Annotated in this window: 14 protein-coding genes and 1 pseudogene; 4 read left to right on the top strand and 11 right to left on the bottom strand. The window is 57.3% G+C overall.

Features of this window, described 5'->3' with window-relative positions; genetic code table 11:
* Positions 1-128: 128 nt before the first annotated feature.
* The 3 genes and pseudogenes from BM205_RS24760 to BM205_RS08175 all read left to right on the top strand — a co-directional run.
* Positions 129-548 (top strand): annotated as a pseudogene (locus BM205_RS24760) (transglutaminase family protein); the annotation flags it as partial.
* A gap of 245 nt (positions 549-793) precedes the next feature.
* Positions 794-1321, top strand: a complete 528-nt coding sequence (locus BM205_RS08180; protein WP_092414018.1) for a CcdC protein domain-containing protein — start codon at positions 794-796, stop codon at positions 1319-1321.
* A gap of 64 nt (positions 1322-1385) precedes the next feature.
* Positions 1386-2429: a 5'-methylthioadenosine/S-adenosylhomocysteine nucleosidase gene (locus BM205_RS08175; RefSeq protein WP_092414017.1), complete on the top strand. Its 1044-nt coding sequence runs from the start codon at positions 1386-1388 to the stop codon at positions 2427-2429.
* Positions 2430-2460: 31 nt separating this feature from the next.
* Here the strand turns inward: BM205_RS08175 and BM205_RS08170 are convergent, their stop codons facing one another.
* The 11 genes from BM205_RS08170 to BM205_RS08120 all read right to left on the bottom strand — a co-directional run bounded on the left by BM205_RS08170 (position 2461) and on the right by BM205_RS08120 (position 12630).
* Positions 2461-3180 carry a DsbC family protein gene (locus BM205_RS08170; protein ID WP_092414016.1) on the bottom strand — a complete coding sequence of 240 codons (720 nt, stop codon included), beginning with the start codon at positions 3178-3180 and terminating at the stop codon, positions 2461-2463.
* A 37-nt stretch (positions 3181-3217) separates the two neighbouring features.
* Complete coding sequence (locus BM205_RS08165) at positions 3218-3745, bottom strand: nuclear transport factor 2 family protein (RefSeq protein WP_175511209.1); 528 nt, start codon at positions 3743-3745, stop codon at positions 3218-3220.
* A 101-nt stretch (positions 3746-3846) separates the two neighbouring features.
* A complete protein-coding gene (locus tag BM205_RS08160) occupies positions 3847-4776 on the bottom strand; it encodes a hypothetical protein (RefSeq protein WP_092414014.1) in 930 nt (309 codons plus the stop codon).
* A 588-nt stretch (positions 4777-5364) separates the two neighbouring features.
* The gene (locus BM205_RS08155; RefSeq protein WP_092414013.1) at positions 5365-6510 is read right to left on the bottom strand and encodes a D-alanyl-D-alanine carboxypeptidase family protein; all 1146 of its coding nucleotides are present in this window, start codon (positions 6508-6510) and stop codon (positions 5365-5367) included.
* 245 nt (positions 6511-6755) lie between these two features.
* Complete coding sequence (locus tag BM205_RS08150; RefSeq protein ID WP_092414012.1) at positions 6756-7409, bottom strand: alpha/beta hydrolase; 654 nt, start codon at positions 7407-7409, stop codon at positions 6756-6758.
* A 58-nt stretch (positions 7410-7467) separates the two neighbouring features.
* Positions 7468-7788 (bottom strand): (2Fe-2S) ferredoxin domain-containing protein, encoded by a 321-nt coding sequence (locus tag BM205_RS08145; protein ID WP_092414011.1) that lies wholly within the window; start codon positions 7786-7788, stop codon positions 7468-7470.
* Between the two features lie 129 nt (positions 7789-7917).
* Positions 7918-9075 carry a VanZ family protein gene (locus BM205_RS08140; protein ID WP_092414010.1) on the bottom strand — a complete coding sequence of 386 codons (1158 nt, stop codon included), beginning with the start codon at positions 9073-9075 and terminating at the stop codon, positions 7918-7920.
* 7 nt (positions 9076-9082) lie between these two features.
* Positions 9083-9730, bottom strand: coding sequence for an ABC-type transport auxiliary lipoprotein family protein (locus tag BM205_RS08135; protein WP_254783796.1), 648 nt, complete (start codon positions 9728-9730; stop codon positions 9083-9085).
* Positions 9731-9748: 18 nt separating this feature from the next.
* On the bottom strand, positions 9749-10696 hold the full coding sequence (locus BM205_RS08130; protein WP_092414009.1) for an MlaD family protein: 948 nt from the start codon (positions 10694-10696) through the stop codon (positions 9749-9751).
* Positions 10697-10735: 39 nt separating this feature from the next.
* Positions 10736-11506, bottom strand: a complete 771-nt coding sequence (locus BM205_RS08125; protein ID WP_092414008.1) for an ABC transporter ATP-binding protein — start codon at positions 11504-11506, stop codon at positions 10736-10738.
* The gene (locus tag BM205_RS08120; protein ID WP_092414007.1) at positions 11506-12630 is read right to left on the bottom strand and encodes an MlaE family ABC transporter permease; all 1125 of its coding nucleotides are present in this window, start codon (positions 12628-12630) and stop codon (positions 11506-11508) included. Before BM205_RS08120 ends, BM205_RS08125 begins: the two co-directional genes overlap by 1 nt.
* A 222-nt stretch (positions 12631-12852) precedes the next feature.
* On the opposite strand from BM205_RS08120, the gene BM205_RS08115 reads away from it, so the two are divergent.
* The gene (locus BM205_RS08115; RefSeq protein ID WP_092414060.1) at positions 12853-13695 is read left to right on the top strand and encodes a biotin--[acetyl-CoA-carboxylase] ligase; all 843 of its coding nucleotides are present in this window, start codon (positions 12853-12855) and stop codon (positions 13693-13695) included.
* Positions 13696-13698 lie beyond the last annotated feature (3 nt).

The following is a 13698-nucleotide window of genomic DNA, read 5'->3' as shown; positions in this document are numbered from 1 at the left end:
TGGAGATTATTCCGGTCTCCGCTTCCAGAATGAAAATGACGTTTTTCGTGAAGCGGCGGTAAGGGCGCCATGGCTGACAGACGCGATAACTCCGGGGACCGCGCACTGACGTGTAATATTATTGCGTCTTGCCGAATCAGTTAAATGAAAGAATTCCCTTGTTTACGCACACTCCTGAATTGAATCGATATCTGGCGTTCAGCAACTATATTGATGGCGATCATCCTGCAGTCGCCAGTCAGGCCCGCAACTTGGCAGCGGGCTGCACGTCCGAAGAAGAAGTAGTGCGAAACTGCTTTGAGTTCGTGCGCGACAAAATCAAACATAGCGGGGACTTCAAGCTCAATCCGGTGACTTGCCGCGCCTCTGATGTACTGATCCATGGAACCGGCTATTGTTACGCCAAGAGCCATCTGCTGGCGGCGTTATTGCGCAGCAATGGTATCCCGACAGGGTTGTGCTATCAACGTTTGTCGGTGAGCATGGAAGGGCCGCCGTTTTGCCTGCATGGGTTGAATGCCGTCTATTTGAAAAACCATGGCTGGTACCGGATTGATGCAAGAGGCAACAAGCCCGGAGTCGATGCGCGATTTACCCCGCCGTTCGAGAGATTGGCATTTCCCGTTCTGGCAGAGCAGGAACGAAACTTGCCTGAGATCTGGGAAGAGCCTTTGCCTCTGGTCGTCAATGCATTGTTAGCGTATTCGTCGGTCCAGGAGGTTGCAGAAAATCTCCCCGATATTGAATTGATTTCTGCTCGGTGACCTAACCCTCGGGCGTTGGAGACAAGTCCATGGCAATTTCCGCTCATCCTTCCTTGCTGGCCTCGCTTGGCGTTGCTGCGCTGATCGTCTGGCGGCTGTATTCGCGTATCCGGCGCATGGTTGGCCGGCAGAAGCTATCGAACGTGCGGCCGTGGTTTACCATTTTGTTGTTTACGTGGTTGCTTGGTATGTTGTTGTTCGCTTCCTTGTCTCATCCCGATCACCTGGCGGCAATGACGGGCGGCGTTGCGCTGGGTATCGGGCTTGGCGTTTATGGGCATCGTTTAACCACATTCGAGCAAACGCCGGCCGGCCTGTTCTACACGCCCAGCGCTCATCTGGGCATCGCACTGTCGCTTCTGTTCATTGGCCGCATCGTTTATCGGCTGGTTCAATTCTATCTCTCATCTTCTCCGCTGGTCTGGACGCCAAATGATGTTTCCGGCAGTTCGCTGACCCTGCTGATTTTTGGCATCCTGGCAGCTTACTATGTCACGTACGCGATCGGCTTGCTGCGCTGGCGTTATGGCGTCAGGTTGAACAATACTGCGGCGTAATCCGTCCATTTTAGCTAATCACATTATTAACATCCGCTGGCTTCATCGAACGAAAGGAACGCCCTTGTTTGCTCAAAACCTTGCATTCAAAATATTACGCCGGACTGCCTGTGCCTTGTTGATCGGCGGCGCCATGATGGCGACCGCCAGTGCAGCGCCGGTGGCAAACACGCATTGCCTGACTGAGTGCAAGCCACGCATCGGCATCGTTTCGGCGTTCGGCGCCGAGGCCGATATCTTGCTGGAGCAGACCAGGAACAAACGCGACTGGAAAATCAACGGCAACCGGTTTACCACCGGTGAACTGCGCGGCAACCAGGTGGTGATCGTACTCAGCGGTGTCAGCGTGGTGAACGCCACCATGGTGACGCAGCTGATGATGGATCATTTCCATGTCGAACGTCTGCTGATGAGCGGCATTGCCGGTGGCGTCAATCCGGCCAGCCATGTCGGCGACGTCACCGTGCCCGAGAGCTGGGCGATGCAGATGGAAGTCTACTGGAACGGCGACGGCAGCCTGCCGTCACCCTGTGGTGCGGCGGGCGATGTCAGCTGCCTCGGCGTCAAACTGGCGACCGATAATGGCAAGCCGCGTCCGGATTTCAAAATCGATACGCCAAACGGACCGGCCAGCAGCGGCTTATTCATGCGCGATAATTTTGTGATGAATGCGACTAATGCGCCGCAAGGGGAATTCCGTTTCGATTTCCAGGCCGATCCGGAAATGCTGGCGCTGGCGCGTACCTTGAAGCCGGCACTGGCGAAGTGCGGGCCGAAGAATCCATCCTTGTGCGTCAGCGTCCAGCCGGCCTTGCGGGTTGGCGGCCGTGGTGTTTCCGGTAGCGCTTTCCTGGCCAATCCGGGATACAGGGCGTATCTCTACGATAACTTGCAGGCACAGGTAGTGGATATGGAAACCGGCGCCTTTGCGCAGGTAGCCTATGCCAATCGCGTGCCTTTTATTGCATTTCGCAGCTTGTCCGACCTGGCCGGAGGCAATGACTTCAAGGATGTCGGCGCCTTCTTCGGTAGCGGCCTGGCAGAGACCAATGAGGCCAGTGTGACGCTGGCCTTCCTGGAAGCATGGGGCCGTCGCAGCCGTCGCTGACCGGGACGGACAGGCCGGATCATAGCTGGGGTTATTTCAGGGAAGCCAGTTTTTGCTCCAGTGCCTTGGCGTCGAGTGCGCTGCCGGTTCGGCTGCCGTCGGCGAAATACACAGTCGGCGTGCCGACGATGCGCAGCTTCTTGCCTAACGCCAGCACCTTGTCATTGGGCGTCGGGCAGGCCGGTGCGGCCACCGCTGCGGCTTTGCCGTTTGTCATCCAGTCGTTCCAGGCTTTGCTGCGGTCTGCCGAGCACCAGATATCGCGAGACTTGACCACCGACTCGTCGGACAGGATATTGAGCAGGAAGGTATAGACCGTCACATTGTCGATTTCCTGCAGGGTCTTGTGCAGGTTCTTGCAGTAAGGGCAGTTCGGATCTTCAAATATCGCCAGCACCCGCTTGCCATTGCCCTTGACGGTCTTGACCGCTGCATCGAGTGGCAGGTCGGCGAAGTTGATCGCCGCGAGCTGGTCTACTCTTTCTTTGGTCAAGTCTTTGTAGGTGCGGGTATCGATGACTTTGCCGACCACGATGTAGTCGGCGTTTTCATCGGTATAGAAGATGTCGCCGTTGGTGCGCACTTCATACAGTCCGGCATACGGCGTTTTAGTGATCGAATCGACCTTGATGCCGACACCCATGCGCGGCTCGATCAGTTTCTTGATGCGGGCTTCCTGCACGGTTTCGGCGCCGGCGGTAGTCGCCGCCAGGGCAAGCAGCAAGAGCAAGGTTTTTTTGAACCGGATCATGGCGTTTCCATTGATAAGAAAGAGACAGGTTTCAGTGTCAGATTTTTTTCTTGGTATCGATGCCAGACAGATCGACCCCCGGCACCTTCTTGTGCTGCGCATCGGTCGGCGCCGCATAACGGGTGGCCAGTTTCCAGTCGCCGTCGACTTGTTTCCAGGTATCGACGATAAATATGTTCTTTGCCAACGGACTGGAGGCGGCGACATCCAGCGACCAGAGGAAGCTGACGATCATCACGTTGCCATATTCATGCACCGCCATCTGTTGCACCTGCGATGCAAACGGCGCCTGCTTCAGGGCGCTGGCGATCGATTCCGCGCGCGGCGTCGGCCGGTTGGGAGCGGCGGCGGTGCGCAGTTCGTAATCGTCGGCAAGGCGTTTATCGATGACGCCGCTATTGCGCTGCTGCACAGCGTCATTCAATTCGTTTTCCAATGTACTGAAAATCTGTACCGTGCGGGTGACGGTCGGTATGGTTCTCTGGGCCGGGGTAGCGGTTTGCTGTGCAAAACTGCATATCGGGGTTGCCAGCAGCAGCGTCAGCAGGAGAGGAAGTTTTTTCATGGCATGGACTCGGGTGATTGAATAGGAAGCACCATCAACTGAAGCTCCGCCGCAGAGCGCTCCGCGGCGGAATTCCATGTTACATCACGGTCGTCTTGCCATCACGGATAGTGCTGGGCGCAAGCCTGGCTCGGCAGCAAGGTCCAGTTTTGCTGGATCAGGTACCGCATGGTGCCGAAGGTCTGATTGTAGGCAGCGCCGTTGGAAGCGGTCGATGTAGCACCGAAATTCCATGCGCATTTATCGCCGTTTTCCATACCGTTGGACAACGCGTACCAGGCATTGCCGTCCGGATCGGTAGTCGTTTCTTCAAGTTCATGCGAAATGATGCTGGCCATCGCATCCGCGCCCGGCGTGTTGTTCGGGCTTGGCGTATTGGCGCCGCACGAGCTTGCGCACTGGGTCTCAGGATTGCCGATGAAGGCGTACTTGATGTTTTGGCCGTTGATCGTGGCGTTGGTATGCCAGCCGCAATACTGGGTGCAGAAACCGGACGTTGCGGTAGTGTTCTTGTCGGTCAGCACGAAGTAGACACCGTTCGCATCCAGTGGCAATGCGCCGGCATTGATCCTGTTGGCGACGATGGTCTCGATGTTCGCATCGGACAGCTTGGTGCCGAGTGAGCCGCTGTCGGTAGCGGTGCCAGCGTAGTTGACCACATTCTGAACATGCGTGCCGGCCTTATCGGTGTACGTGGTGTTGATGTTGAAATAAGGCGAACCGCCGATGTGGTTGCCGAGGTTGGTCAACACGTTTTGCGAAGCGCTATCCCAGGTGCCGTACCAGATGTAGTAGACGTTCTTTGGCGCGGTCATCACAGGGCCGCCCTGGTTGGTCAGGTTGGCGGTGCGCTGCGCTCTCAGGGTTGCAACCTTTTGTGCATGGGTCTGCGCGTCCAGGTCGAGCTCGCCCCAGCCTTTGCCGGTCGGCTTGTAGACTGAGTCGCCGGATTCCTTGACTGCGCCTGCAAGTGCAACACTGGCATAAGCACAAGACAGCGCCAGCACGACTAATTTGCGATTCAATTTCATTGCATCTCTCCATAGTTGATGTGAATTGACATAGCCGGGCGTCCGATCGGGAGCGTCCGGTTACCGCAACTGAAGCGAGATTGCGTCTCGCTTCAGAGTCGACGCACGGGCGAGCCACCACCTGCCATGGCGGAGCGACGGGTGCGTCTAGTGCAACCCGGGTATTCGTGCAGAACGCCAGGATTGAAATTCGGTAAAGCGAAGGAAATGAGAAGCTAGAAGAGCAGAGGCGGGGCGTGATGTCTTGAGGCGGTTAGATAGGCGTACGGCTGAAAACGAATGAAGCTGAGCATCATGCAATTCCTCCTGTTGTACTGCCATGTGCCAGCGCCGCAGGGTAGTGCGGGCCGCATCATCTTATTGTGGTCTGGGTTGACCATGGGAAAGGAGTGTACGCCGCGATTTTGCTCTACGGCAATGTATTTAATTGTTCTACGGAATCAAAATTGTAATGAAATGTTACAGAGTGATACAGTTGTCCAGCCATTGCATGCGAATGATTCTTGGTAAAAAAAATGACAGCCGCAGCTGTCATTTTTTTGATGAGACCATCAGGTTCGTCGCGCTTATTTAAACCTGATTTAAATTTTATTTAAACAGCAAACGGATCGAATCCCACGCGCGGCCGAAGATGGTGGCCTGGTTCACATCTTCCAGCGCCACTACCGGGAACTCGGCAATGGTCTTGCCGTCGGCGTTCACCTTGACTGTACCGACCTTGGCGTTTTGCTGGATCGGAGCGATCAGCGGGTCGGTGCGTTCCAGCACGGGCTTGATCTTGTCGGCGATGCCCTTAGGCACGGTCACGTAGACATCATGCGTGAAGCCGATCTTGATCTGGTTTTTGGCGCCTTTCCAGACTTGCGGTGTATCTACAGCCTGGCCCTTGGAGTACAGTTTGACGGCGTCGAAATTCTGGTAACCCCAATTCAGCAGCTTTTGCGCTTCCTGAGTACGGGTGCCATCGGAATTGGTGCCGATTACAACGGCCAGCAAGCGGCGGTCGCCGCCCACATTCGGACGTTTGGCGCTGGCGATGATGGAGTAGCCGGCGCTGCTGGTGTGGCCGGTCTTCATGCCGTCGACGGTCGGGTCCGACCACAACAGGCGGTTGCGGTTAGGCTGGGTGATCTTGTTGTAGGTGTATTTCTTGGTCGAGTCGATTTTGTAGAACTCAGGGAAATCGATGATCACGCGGGATGCCAGCGTCGCCAGATCGCGCGCTGTGGAATACGTGTCGGCGCTTGGCAAACCGTGAGGATTGCCGAAATGGGTATTTTTCATGCCCATGCGCTCGGCTTCGTGGTTCATCAGCGCAACGAAGGAATCCTCGGTGCCTGCCACTGCTTCTGCCAACGCTACCGCAGCGTCGTTACCCGATACCACCATCAAACCGTACAGCAGGTCATTGATCGATACAGGCGTTGCCGGATCGATGAACATTTTCGAGCTGCTCGGATCGACCTTCCAGGCGCGCACCGACACGTTAACCATCTGGTCGAGGGTAACTTTCTTATCCTTGAGCGCTTCGAAAACCACATACGCGGTCATGATCTTGGCCAGCGACGCCGGTTCGACGCGCATGTCGGGATCTTGCGACGCGATCACCTGGTTGCTGGTGGCGTCGAGCAACAGCCACGTTTTGGCGGCTACTGTTGGCGACGGCAATGTCTGGGCAAAGGCTACGGATATGGAGAGGACAGTTGCAGCGAGCGCCGCGAGTATTTTTTTCATGGAGTATCTAGTAATGAAATCAGTGGCAATAAACCTGCATCTTGCGAACAACGAATGTAGACAATTAGCAACTTTATGTGCGAAGTGGATTGAAAAGTGCGTAGACGGAGGCGGCTAGCGGGCTGTTAAAGTCCGCTAGCAAACCACCACATACAACCATACCGACAGAATTATAGCGCCACCGCCGCCCCAGCCGGCTTATGAATGCTGCAAACATGCTCACAACTGGTTCAAATCGCGGCCTTTCAGCGATGCCACATTTCGACCATGAGATTCTTGATATGTTGCAGTCGGCGATGAAAAAAATGGTCGGCGCCAGGAATCACGATCACCGGGATGTCTTGCGGGCGCGCCCATTCGAACACAGCGGTCAGCGGAATCGTATCGTCCAGCTCGCCATGAATCAGGATGCTGTTGGCCGGTACGGCCGGCATCGGCCATTTGCCGGCGGCTGTACCCACCAGCACCAGCCGTTCAGCGGCTATGCCAGTCCCCGCTCCGGCGTTAGCCTCGCTCAGGCGCTGCTGTAATTGCGCCTGCACGAACGTGCCGAATGAAAAGCCGCCGAGGGCCAGCGGCAGGTCTGGATATTGCTGGCGCATGTGGGCAAGCAGCAAAGCCATGTCGTCGGCCTCGCCGCGCCCTTCGTCGTGTACGCCGTCGGATTTGCCGACGCCGCGGAAATTCATGCGCACCGTGACATAGCCCAGCGCCAGGAAACCGCGTACCAGCGTATGCACCACCTTGTTATCCATGGTGCCGCCGAACAGCGGATGAGGATGGGCGACCAGCGCCAGTCCACGCGGTACGGCAAAGGTTTCGGGATCAGGCAGGTCGAGTGCACATTCGAGTTGGCCGACAGCGCCGGCGATGAAGAAGGGGAGCGTTTGGGCGTTCATTGAATCGATTCGGGGAATAAAGGCTGAAGATACTTTGCTTGGATTTTACTTAAACTGATCAGATTTTCAGGCGTTCGACAATCTTCCCGCCGACTATATGGACGTCGATGATTTCGTCGATATCTTCATTGTCGACGTAGGTGTACCAGACGCCTTCCGGATAAATCACCATTGCCGGTCCTTGTTCGCAGCGCTCAAGGCAGCCGGCTTTGTTGATCCGCACCATGCCTTCGCCGGCCAGGCCCAGTTGCTTGATGCGGCGCTTGGCATGTTCCTGCGCGGCCTGGGCGCCGCTGTTGGCGCAACAAACCCGCTCGCCCGGTGCGCGTTGGTTCAGGCAAAAAAATACGTGGTGTTCGTAAAACGGTTTATCGCTCATTGCAATATTCTGAATAGGTGGGTTACGGGGTGCTTATGTGCTGTTTTGTGCGGGCTATAAGCAAGAATATAAGCAGGAATATAAACAGGAATCATACACCGCCGGCGTTTTTCGGTTCCGGTGGACGGCCTAACGGGAATCGCGCGGCGGAAGCTGGCGACGCCGCTTATGCATCGGATGAAACAGGAACCACAGCGCACAGAACGGCCATAACAAGGCCAGGAACTGGGCGACACCGTTGAAATTCAGGAATTTTCCCTGTGTCCAGGTTTGCACGGTTTCGGTGTAATACGGATTGTCAGGCATGATATTGACCAGCAATAAAGCCATGATCAGGGTCAGCCCGGCCAGCCGGCGTTGCGCCAGCTGCGGCGCGTAGGCCAGGCCGCTCAGCATGAGAGCGCCGATCAGCAAGCCGCCGAACGAGCCCGGGGTCAGCCAGACGAAAGCATTGTCCGGCGCGAACAACAGTGCCGTCGCCAGTGCCTTGGTCATCAGCGTGACAAACACCAGCAGCAAGGTCAACGGCAGCTTCGGCGCTTGCTGGCGCAGCAGGATCAGGAAGGTCAGGGCGGCGCCGGTCAGGCCGCAGGCCGTGATGATGGTTTCGGTCAGCCAGTATTGGGCTGCGCTAAATTGCACGTCATTGGTGAACCAGGCCTGCAGATCGACCGGCTCTTCCAGCAGATCGGAGAGCCAGGTGGATAACATGGAGGTGAACTGGCCAAAGCCGAACAGATGGCTGAGCGGATAAATTTGCGCCAGCGGCCATAGCGCAACAACTACCATGCCCTGGCTGGCTTCACGGTTGAACCAGTGTTCGCGCAGCTGCAGCAAGCGGTTGTCAGGCCCGAAGCGCGGCCGCAGGATAGCGCCCAGCACCGCGCCGAGCAGGGCGCCGGCGCTATTGGTCATCAGATCCAGGTTGGAGGCGACACGCGTCGGCAAGAAAGTCTGTACCGCTTCCATCGTGCCGGAGATCAGGATCCCCGCCAACGTCGCCGGCAGTACCGCCCAATACGGCGACCAGCGGTGCCAGCGCGGCAACGACAGCACCATCAGCATGCCTAGCGGCAGATAGCCGGCGACGTTGGTCCAGACATCGAACACAGTCCAATAGTGCGGCAATGGCGCGGTCAGATAGGCGAAGGCCGTCAGACCGATATCGCGCCAGCCGGCAAACGGATACCAGCTGGCGTAGACGATCAGCAGCAGGTAAATCAGCAGGCTGACACGAGCAAACGATGATGCGGCAGAGGTATTTGTCGAGGTTGCTTGTTGGGTCATTGTTGGTTCATTGTTTTTTCGGCGCTACGGTTGCCAGCCAGTTCATCAGATCGCCAATCACGCCATCGTTGGCGGCGACAAAAGCGCTGGCGGCGCCGGCGGCGTCGGCGCTGGGTGTCGCCACCTGGCGGCTAAAACTCTTCTGCGCCAGCAGTACCCGGCCGTTGAACAGCGATGCGCGTATCTGCAGCGTCGCCAGGCTGTGTGAAGGAGTATCGAAGGTTTGCGTGTAGTCATCCAGGTCGATCCGCAGCACTGGAATATTAAGCGCCGCATCCGACATTGCCAGCACCGTGCCACCGGCCTGGGCCACACGCGTTTTCAGGCGCTGCTGAAACAGTTGCGCCGGCGGCATGGTCCAGCGGCTGTTAGCGTAGGGGCGCGGTTGCTGCTGGTTGGCGTAGGCCAGGCGGAAATACATCATGTTGTTGTCCAGCCAGGCGGGCGCGTTGACATCGGCCAGGCTGATCGCAGGCAAGGCAGATGCAGTGCTGACAGCAGTGCCTGTGCCTGTGCCGGTGGCGGTGGCGGTGGCGGTGGCGGGCAGCAGGCCCAGGTCGTATTGGGTCGGTGCGTCAACCTTGCTGGCGCAGCCGGCGACCAGGGCAATCGCAACTAAAGTCGACAGGGTTTTCAGGATAGCGGTCATGGTCATGGCGGGCCTTTAAAGGTTTTATTTTCCTGGAGCGACAAAACCCGCTTCCCCGGGGCCGGGAGGCAGGGCCTTACTGCCAAACAGAATGCTTTGCGGCTGTTGGTTGAAATGGTCCAGTGTCTGGTTCAGCGTGCGCATCGATGAGCGCGCTTCCGTGGTCAGGGTGTTGAAACGCGGCAGCGTATCGTATTCGACGCCGTTGGCGACCGAGCCGATGTTTTGCACCGCACTGCCCAGATTGGCGATAGCGCCGTCCGGCCCTTGCAGGCTGGCGGTCAGGGCATTCAGGTTCTTACTGAGCACGGTCATGTTGTTGGAGAGCGCTGTGATGGATGCCAGCGCCTGGTTCATTTGCGTGGTCAGTTCCGGCAGCTGGCGCAAGGTCGGCTGCAGCTGCTGCGGAATGCCGCGGTATTCAACGGCGGTCTGGCTGACATCGCTGAATGCTTTCAGCATGGTTTTCTGATTGTCGGGATCCAGCAAGCCATTCAGTTTGTCGACCATGTCGTTGGCGCGCGACAAGATCACGGCACCTTTGGTCTGCAGGTTGTCGAACAGGCTCGGGCGCAATTCTATACGTGCCAGATGTTGCGGGCTGCTGTTGAGTTTGAGCGGCTTGCTGCCATCGTCGTCCAGCTGGATATAGGCAATCCCGGTCACACCCTGATAACCCAGGGTGGCAAAGGTGGATTGGGTCATGGGCGTGTCCGGATTGATCTTGATCTTGATCAGGATCTGGCCTGGCGATTTGGGATCGAAGGTGATCGCATCAACCTTGCCGGCATCCAGGCCGCGATAACGGACATCGGCTTGCGGATTAAGCCCCGGCACCGACAACTTGGTGGCGATCTCGTAAGGAACCCGTTCCACGCGATCGCTGTTGAACCACATGACGCCGAACACGGCCGCGATCAGCAAGACCACGGTGAACAGTCCGGCAATCAGGGCATGCGCTTTATTTTCCATAAGACTTCCTATCTACGCTTTTTGCATCTTGTTTGCATATCATCCGCAAGTGTCGTGCTCGAAACGGTTAGCGGTGAGAAAAAATGTTTCGATAAACGGATGGCGTACTTTCATGACACGCTCCGGCGTGTCGTAGGCGATCACATGTTTGTCTGCCAGTACTGCAATCTTGGTGGACAAAGCCAATAATGGTTCCAGATCGTGGGTGATCATCACCACGGTCAGCCGCATGTCCTTGTGCAGCGACCGGATAAGTTCGATAAAGGCGGCCGACGATGCCGGATCGAGCCCGGCCGTGGGTTCATCGAGGAACAGCAATTCCGGCTCCAGCGCCAGCGCCCGTGCCAGCGACACCCGCTTGATCATGCCGCCGGAGAGGTCAGACGGCATTTTCAGCGCATGTTCAGGGCCGATTCCGGCCATCTGCAGCTTGAGCAACGCCGCGTCCTTGATCAGTTGATCCGGCAGCGCGCGCAACTCGCGCATCGGCAACGCCACATTGTCCAGCACCGTCAGCGCCGAGAACAAGGCGCCTTGCTGGAACAGCATGCCCCAGCGATTTTGCAGCCTATACATTTGATCGACATCGGCCTGGCTGACATCGATGCCGAACACGGACACCTTGCCCTTGGTCGGCCGGTTCAGCCCCAATATCTGCCGCACCAGCGTGGTCTTGCCGGAGCCGGAGCCGCCCACCAGGCCGACGATTTCGCCTGCGTTGATGCGCAGATCCAGATCCTCGTGAATCACGGTCTGGCCGAACTGGGTCCAGAGCTTGTCGATTTCGATGACGGGTGTTTGTTCAGCCATCAGAATCCCACGCCGCTGAAAATAATCGCAAACACGGCGTCGGCGACGATGACGATAGTGATCGCGGTCACTACCGAAGTGGTAGTTCCATGCCCCAGGCTTTCCGTGTTGGGTTCAATGCGCAGGCCGAAATAGCAGGCCACCATCGCAATCAAACCACCGAACACTGCGCCTTTGCCGAGGCCGATCAGATAATTGGGTAACGGTACCGCATTCGGCAACTGCTGCAGGAAATAGGTGGGCGACAAACCCAGTTGCAATTGCGCTGCGACCATCCCGCCAAGAAGTGCAATTGCATCGGTCCAGATTACCAGCAAAGGCATTGCCACCAGCAAAGCCAGCACCCGCGGCAACACCAGCCTGAAGCCATGCGGCAAGCCCATCACCAGCATCGCATCGAGTTCTTCGGTGACGCGCATCACGCCCAGTTGCGCAGTGATCGCCGAACCGGAACGGCCGGCCACCAGGATCGCGGCCAGCAACGGCCCCAGTTCGCGGATGATACTCATGCCGAGAATATTCACCAGGTAGATATCGCCGCCAAAGGTATGCAATTGTTGCGCGGATAAAAACGACAGCACGACGCCGATCAGGAAGCCGACCAGCGCAGTAATTCCCAATGCCTGGTAGCCGACATGATAGACATTGGCGGAAATCTCTTTCCATGGCCCGCGTTGGGGCACTTGCAGCATGCGCAGGAAATCCAGCACCAGCTGTCCCAGCAGGGTAATAAAGCCGGTCACGTGATTCAAGGTTTCCCTGCCCATGTCGTAGATTGCATTGAACAAGCGGCGACGCGGTGGTTTGGGCGGCAATGTCAGCGCGCCGGCGCTGGCCAGGCGCTGGAAGAAATCGCGGTGTTGCGGTGCTACGGTCAATTGTTCCGGACGGGTTTTGCCCCAGGCGTTCCACAATAATTGCGCGCCGATATGGTCCAGCGTGCCGATATCCGACAGATCCCAGCGCAGCGGACCGGTTTGCCTGGAGAGTGCTCTCAATTTGGCTTGCAGCGTCTTGATCACCCCCGGTTGCGTCAAGGCATGCACTTGCCAGTCACCGCGTGCGGCAACCAGGCTGCCATCTTTAATATCGAGAACGGGAGTGGTGGAGTCTGGATTCGGCATCGCATCAGTTTAAGGGAGAATTGCTATTAGCACTATTGCAGTATTGATAAAACCAGTCCGGCACGCAATCGGATAAGTGAAAGTCAATTAACGCCTCGCGGTAACGATTCCTGAGAAATATGCCATAGGGATTGCCCGCACGTTGTTTTTTATTGTGTTTTTGCATGTAATCCCATGGGTGGCGAGCCGCATTTCTCTATAACTCCCGCTACAATGCGCGGCATGACTGCACAATCTATTGCACCAACTTCGCTCACCAGCCATTTGTCCGCCGCTCGCATTGCTGCATTTGCCGGGCATCACGCCGAGCAATGCCGGATCGAGGTAGTGGCCGAAACCGGTTCTACCAACGCTGATCTGCTGGCGCGTATCGCCGGCGGCGTGGATTCCCGTACGTTGAACGCGCCGACCTTGTTGGTGGCGCTGACGCAAACTGCCGGCCGCGGCCGCGCCGGCCGTGCCTGGCTGACGGCGCCGTCGGCGGCGTTGACTTTCTCGCTGGCCTGGCCGTTTGCCGCCCCGTTGCAGGCATTGGTAGGTTTGCCGTTGGCGGTGGGTGTGGCGATTGCCGAGATCCTGGCCGATTTCGGGGTTGAAGTGCAATTGAAATGGCCGAACGACGTATTGCACAAGGGCCGTAAGCTGGCCGGCATCCTGATCGAAACCGCCACCGCGCCTGACCAGCAATTGTGGGCCGTAATCGGCATCGGCATCAATCTCGCCATGCCGGAACAGTTGCAAGAACAAATCGGCCGTCCTACCGCCAATCTGCCGGTGACGGCAGCGCAGGATCGGGCGCTGTTGCTTGGCGCATTATTGAGCGGATTGGCGCAAAACATGCGGCAATTCGAAAACGAGGGCCTGGCGGCTTTTGTCGAACGCTGGAATCGGCTGCATGCATTTGCCGGCCAGCAGGTGCTGATCCTGGACCAGGGCAAGACATTGCACGAGGGGCGGGCGCTGGGCATCGACCAGATCGGCCGCTTGTTGTTGCAAACGGAGGCTGACGATAGCCCGATAGCCATCATGGCGGGCGATATTTCATTACGCCCAAAGGAAGACTGAACC

The organism is Collimonas sp. OK307, assembly GCF_900113705.1.
Taxonomy (GTDB): domain Bacteria; phylum Pseudomonadota; class Gammaproteobacteria; order Burkholderiales; family Burkholderiaceae_D; genus Collimonas.
This window is presented reverse-complemented; position numbering and strand designations above follow the sequence as displayed.

What these genes read in the sequence shown, in the direction of transcription:
- BM205_RS08130 (WP_092414009.1), bottom strand. Translation starts at nt 10,696, where the DNA reads ATGGAAAATAAAGCGCATGCCCTGATTGCCGGACTGTTCACCGTGGTC.
- BM205_RS08160 (WP_092414014.1), bottom strand. Translation starts at nt 4,776, where the DNA reads ATGAAATTGAATCGCAAATTAGTCGTGCTGGCGCTGTCTTGTGCTTAT.
- BM205_RS08145 (WP_092414011.1), bottom strand. Translation starts at nt 7,788, where the DNA reads ATGAGCGATAAACCGTTTTACGAACACCACGTATTTTTTTGCCTGAAC.
- BM205_RS08140 (WP_092414010.1), bottom strand. Translation starts at nt 9,075, where the DNA reads ATGACCCAACAAGCAACCTCGACAAATACCTCTGCCGCATCATCGTTT.
- BM205_RS08180 (WP_092414018.1), top strand. Translation starts at nt 794, where the DNA reads ATGGCAATTTCCGCTCATCCTTCCTTGCTGGCCTCGCTTGGCGTTGCT.
- BM205_RS08150 (WP_092414012.1), bottom strand. Translation starts at nt 7,409, where the DNA reads ATGAACGCCCAAACGCTCCCCTTCTTCATCGCCGGCGCTGTCGGCCAA.
- BM205_RS08155 (WP_092414013.1), bottom strand. Translation starts at nt 6,510, where the DNA reads ATGAAAAAAATACTCGCGGCGCTCGCTGCAACTGTCCTCTCCATATCC.
- BM205_RS08170 (WP_092414016.1), bottom strand. Translation starts at nt 3,180, where the DNA reads ATGATCCGGTTCAAAAAAACCTTGCTCTTGCTGCTTGCCCTGGCGGCG.
- BM205_RS08135 (WP_254783796.1), bottom strand. Translation starts at nt 9,730, where the DNA reads ATGACCATGACCGCTATCCTGAAAACCCTGTCGACTTTAGTTGCGATT.
- BM205_RS08115 (WP_092414060.1), top strand. Translation starts at nt 12,853, where the DNA reads ATGACTGCACAATCTATTGCACCAACTTCGCTCACCAGCCATTTGTCC.
- BM205_RS08125 (WP_092414008.1), bottom strand. Translation starts at nt 11,506, where the DNA reads ATGGCTGAACAAACACCCGTCATCGAAATCGACAAGCTCTGGACCCAG.
- BM205_RS08120 (WP_092414007.1), bottom strand. Translation starts at nt 12,630, where the DNA reads ATGCCGAATCCAGACTCCACCACTCCCGTTCTCGATATTAAAGATGGC.
- BM205_RS08165 (WP_175511209.1), bottom strand. Translation starts at nt 3,745, where the DNA reads ATGAAAAAACTTCCTCTCCTGCTGACGCTGCTGCTGGCAACCCCGATA.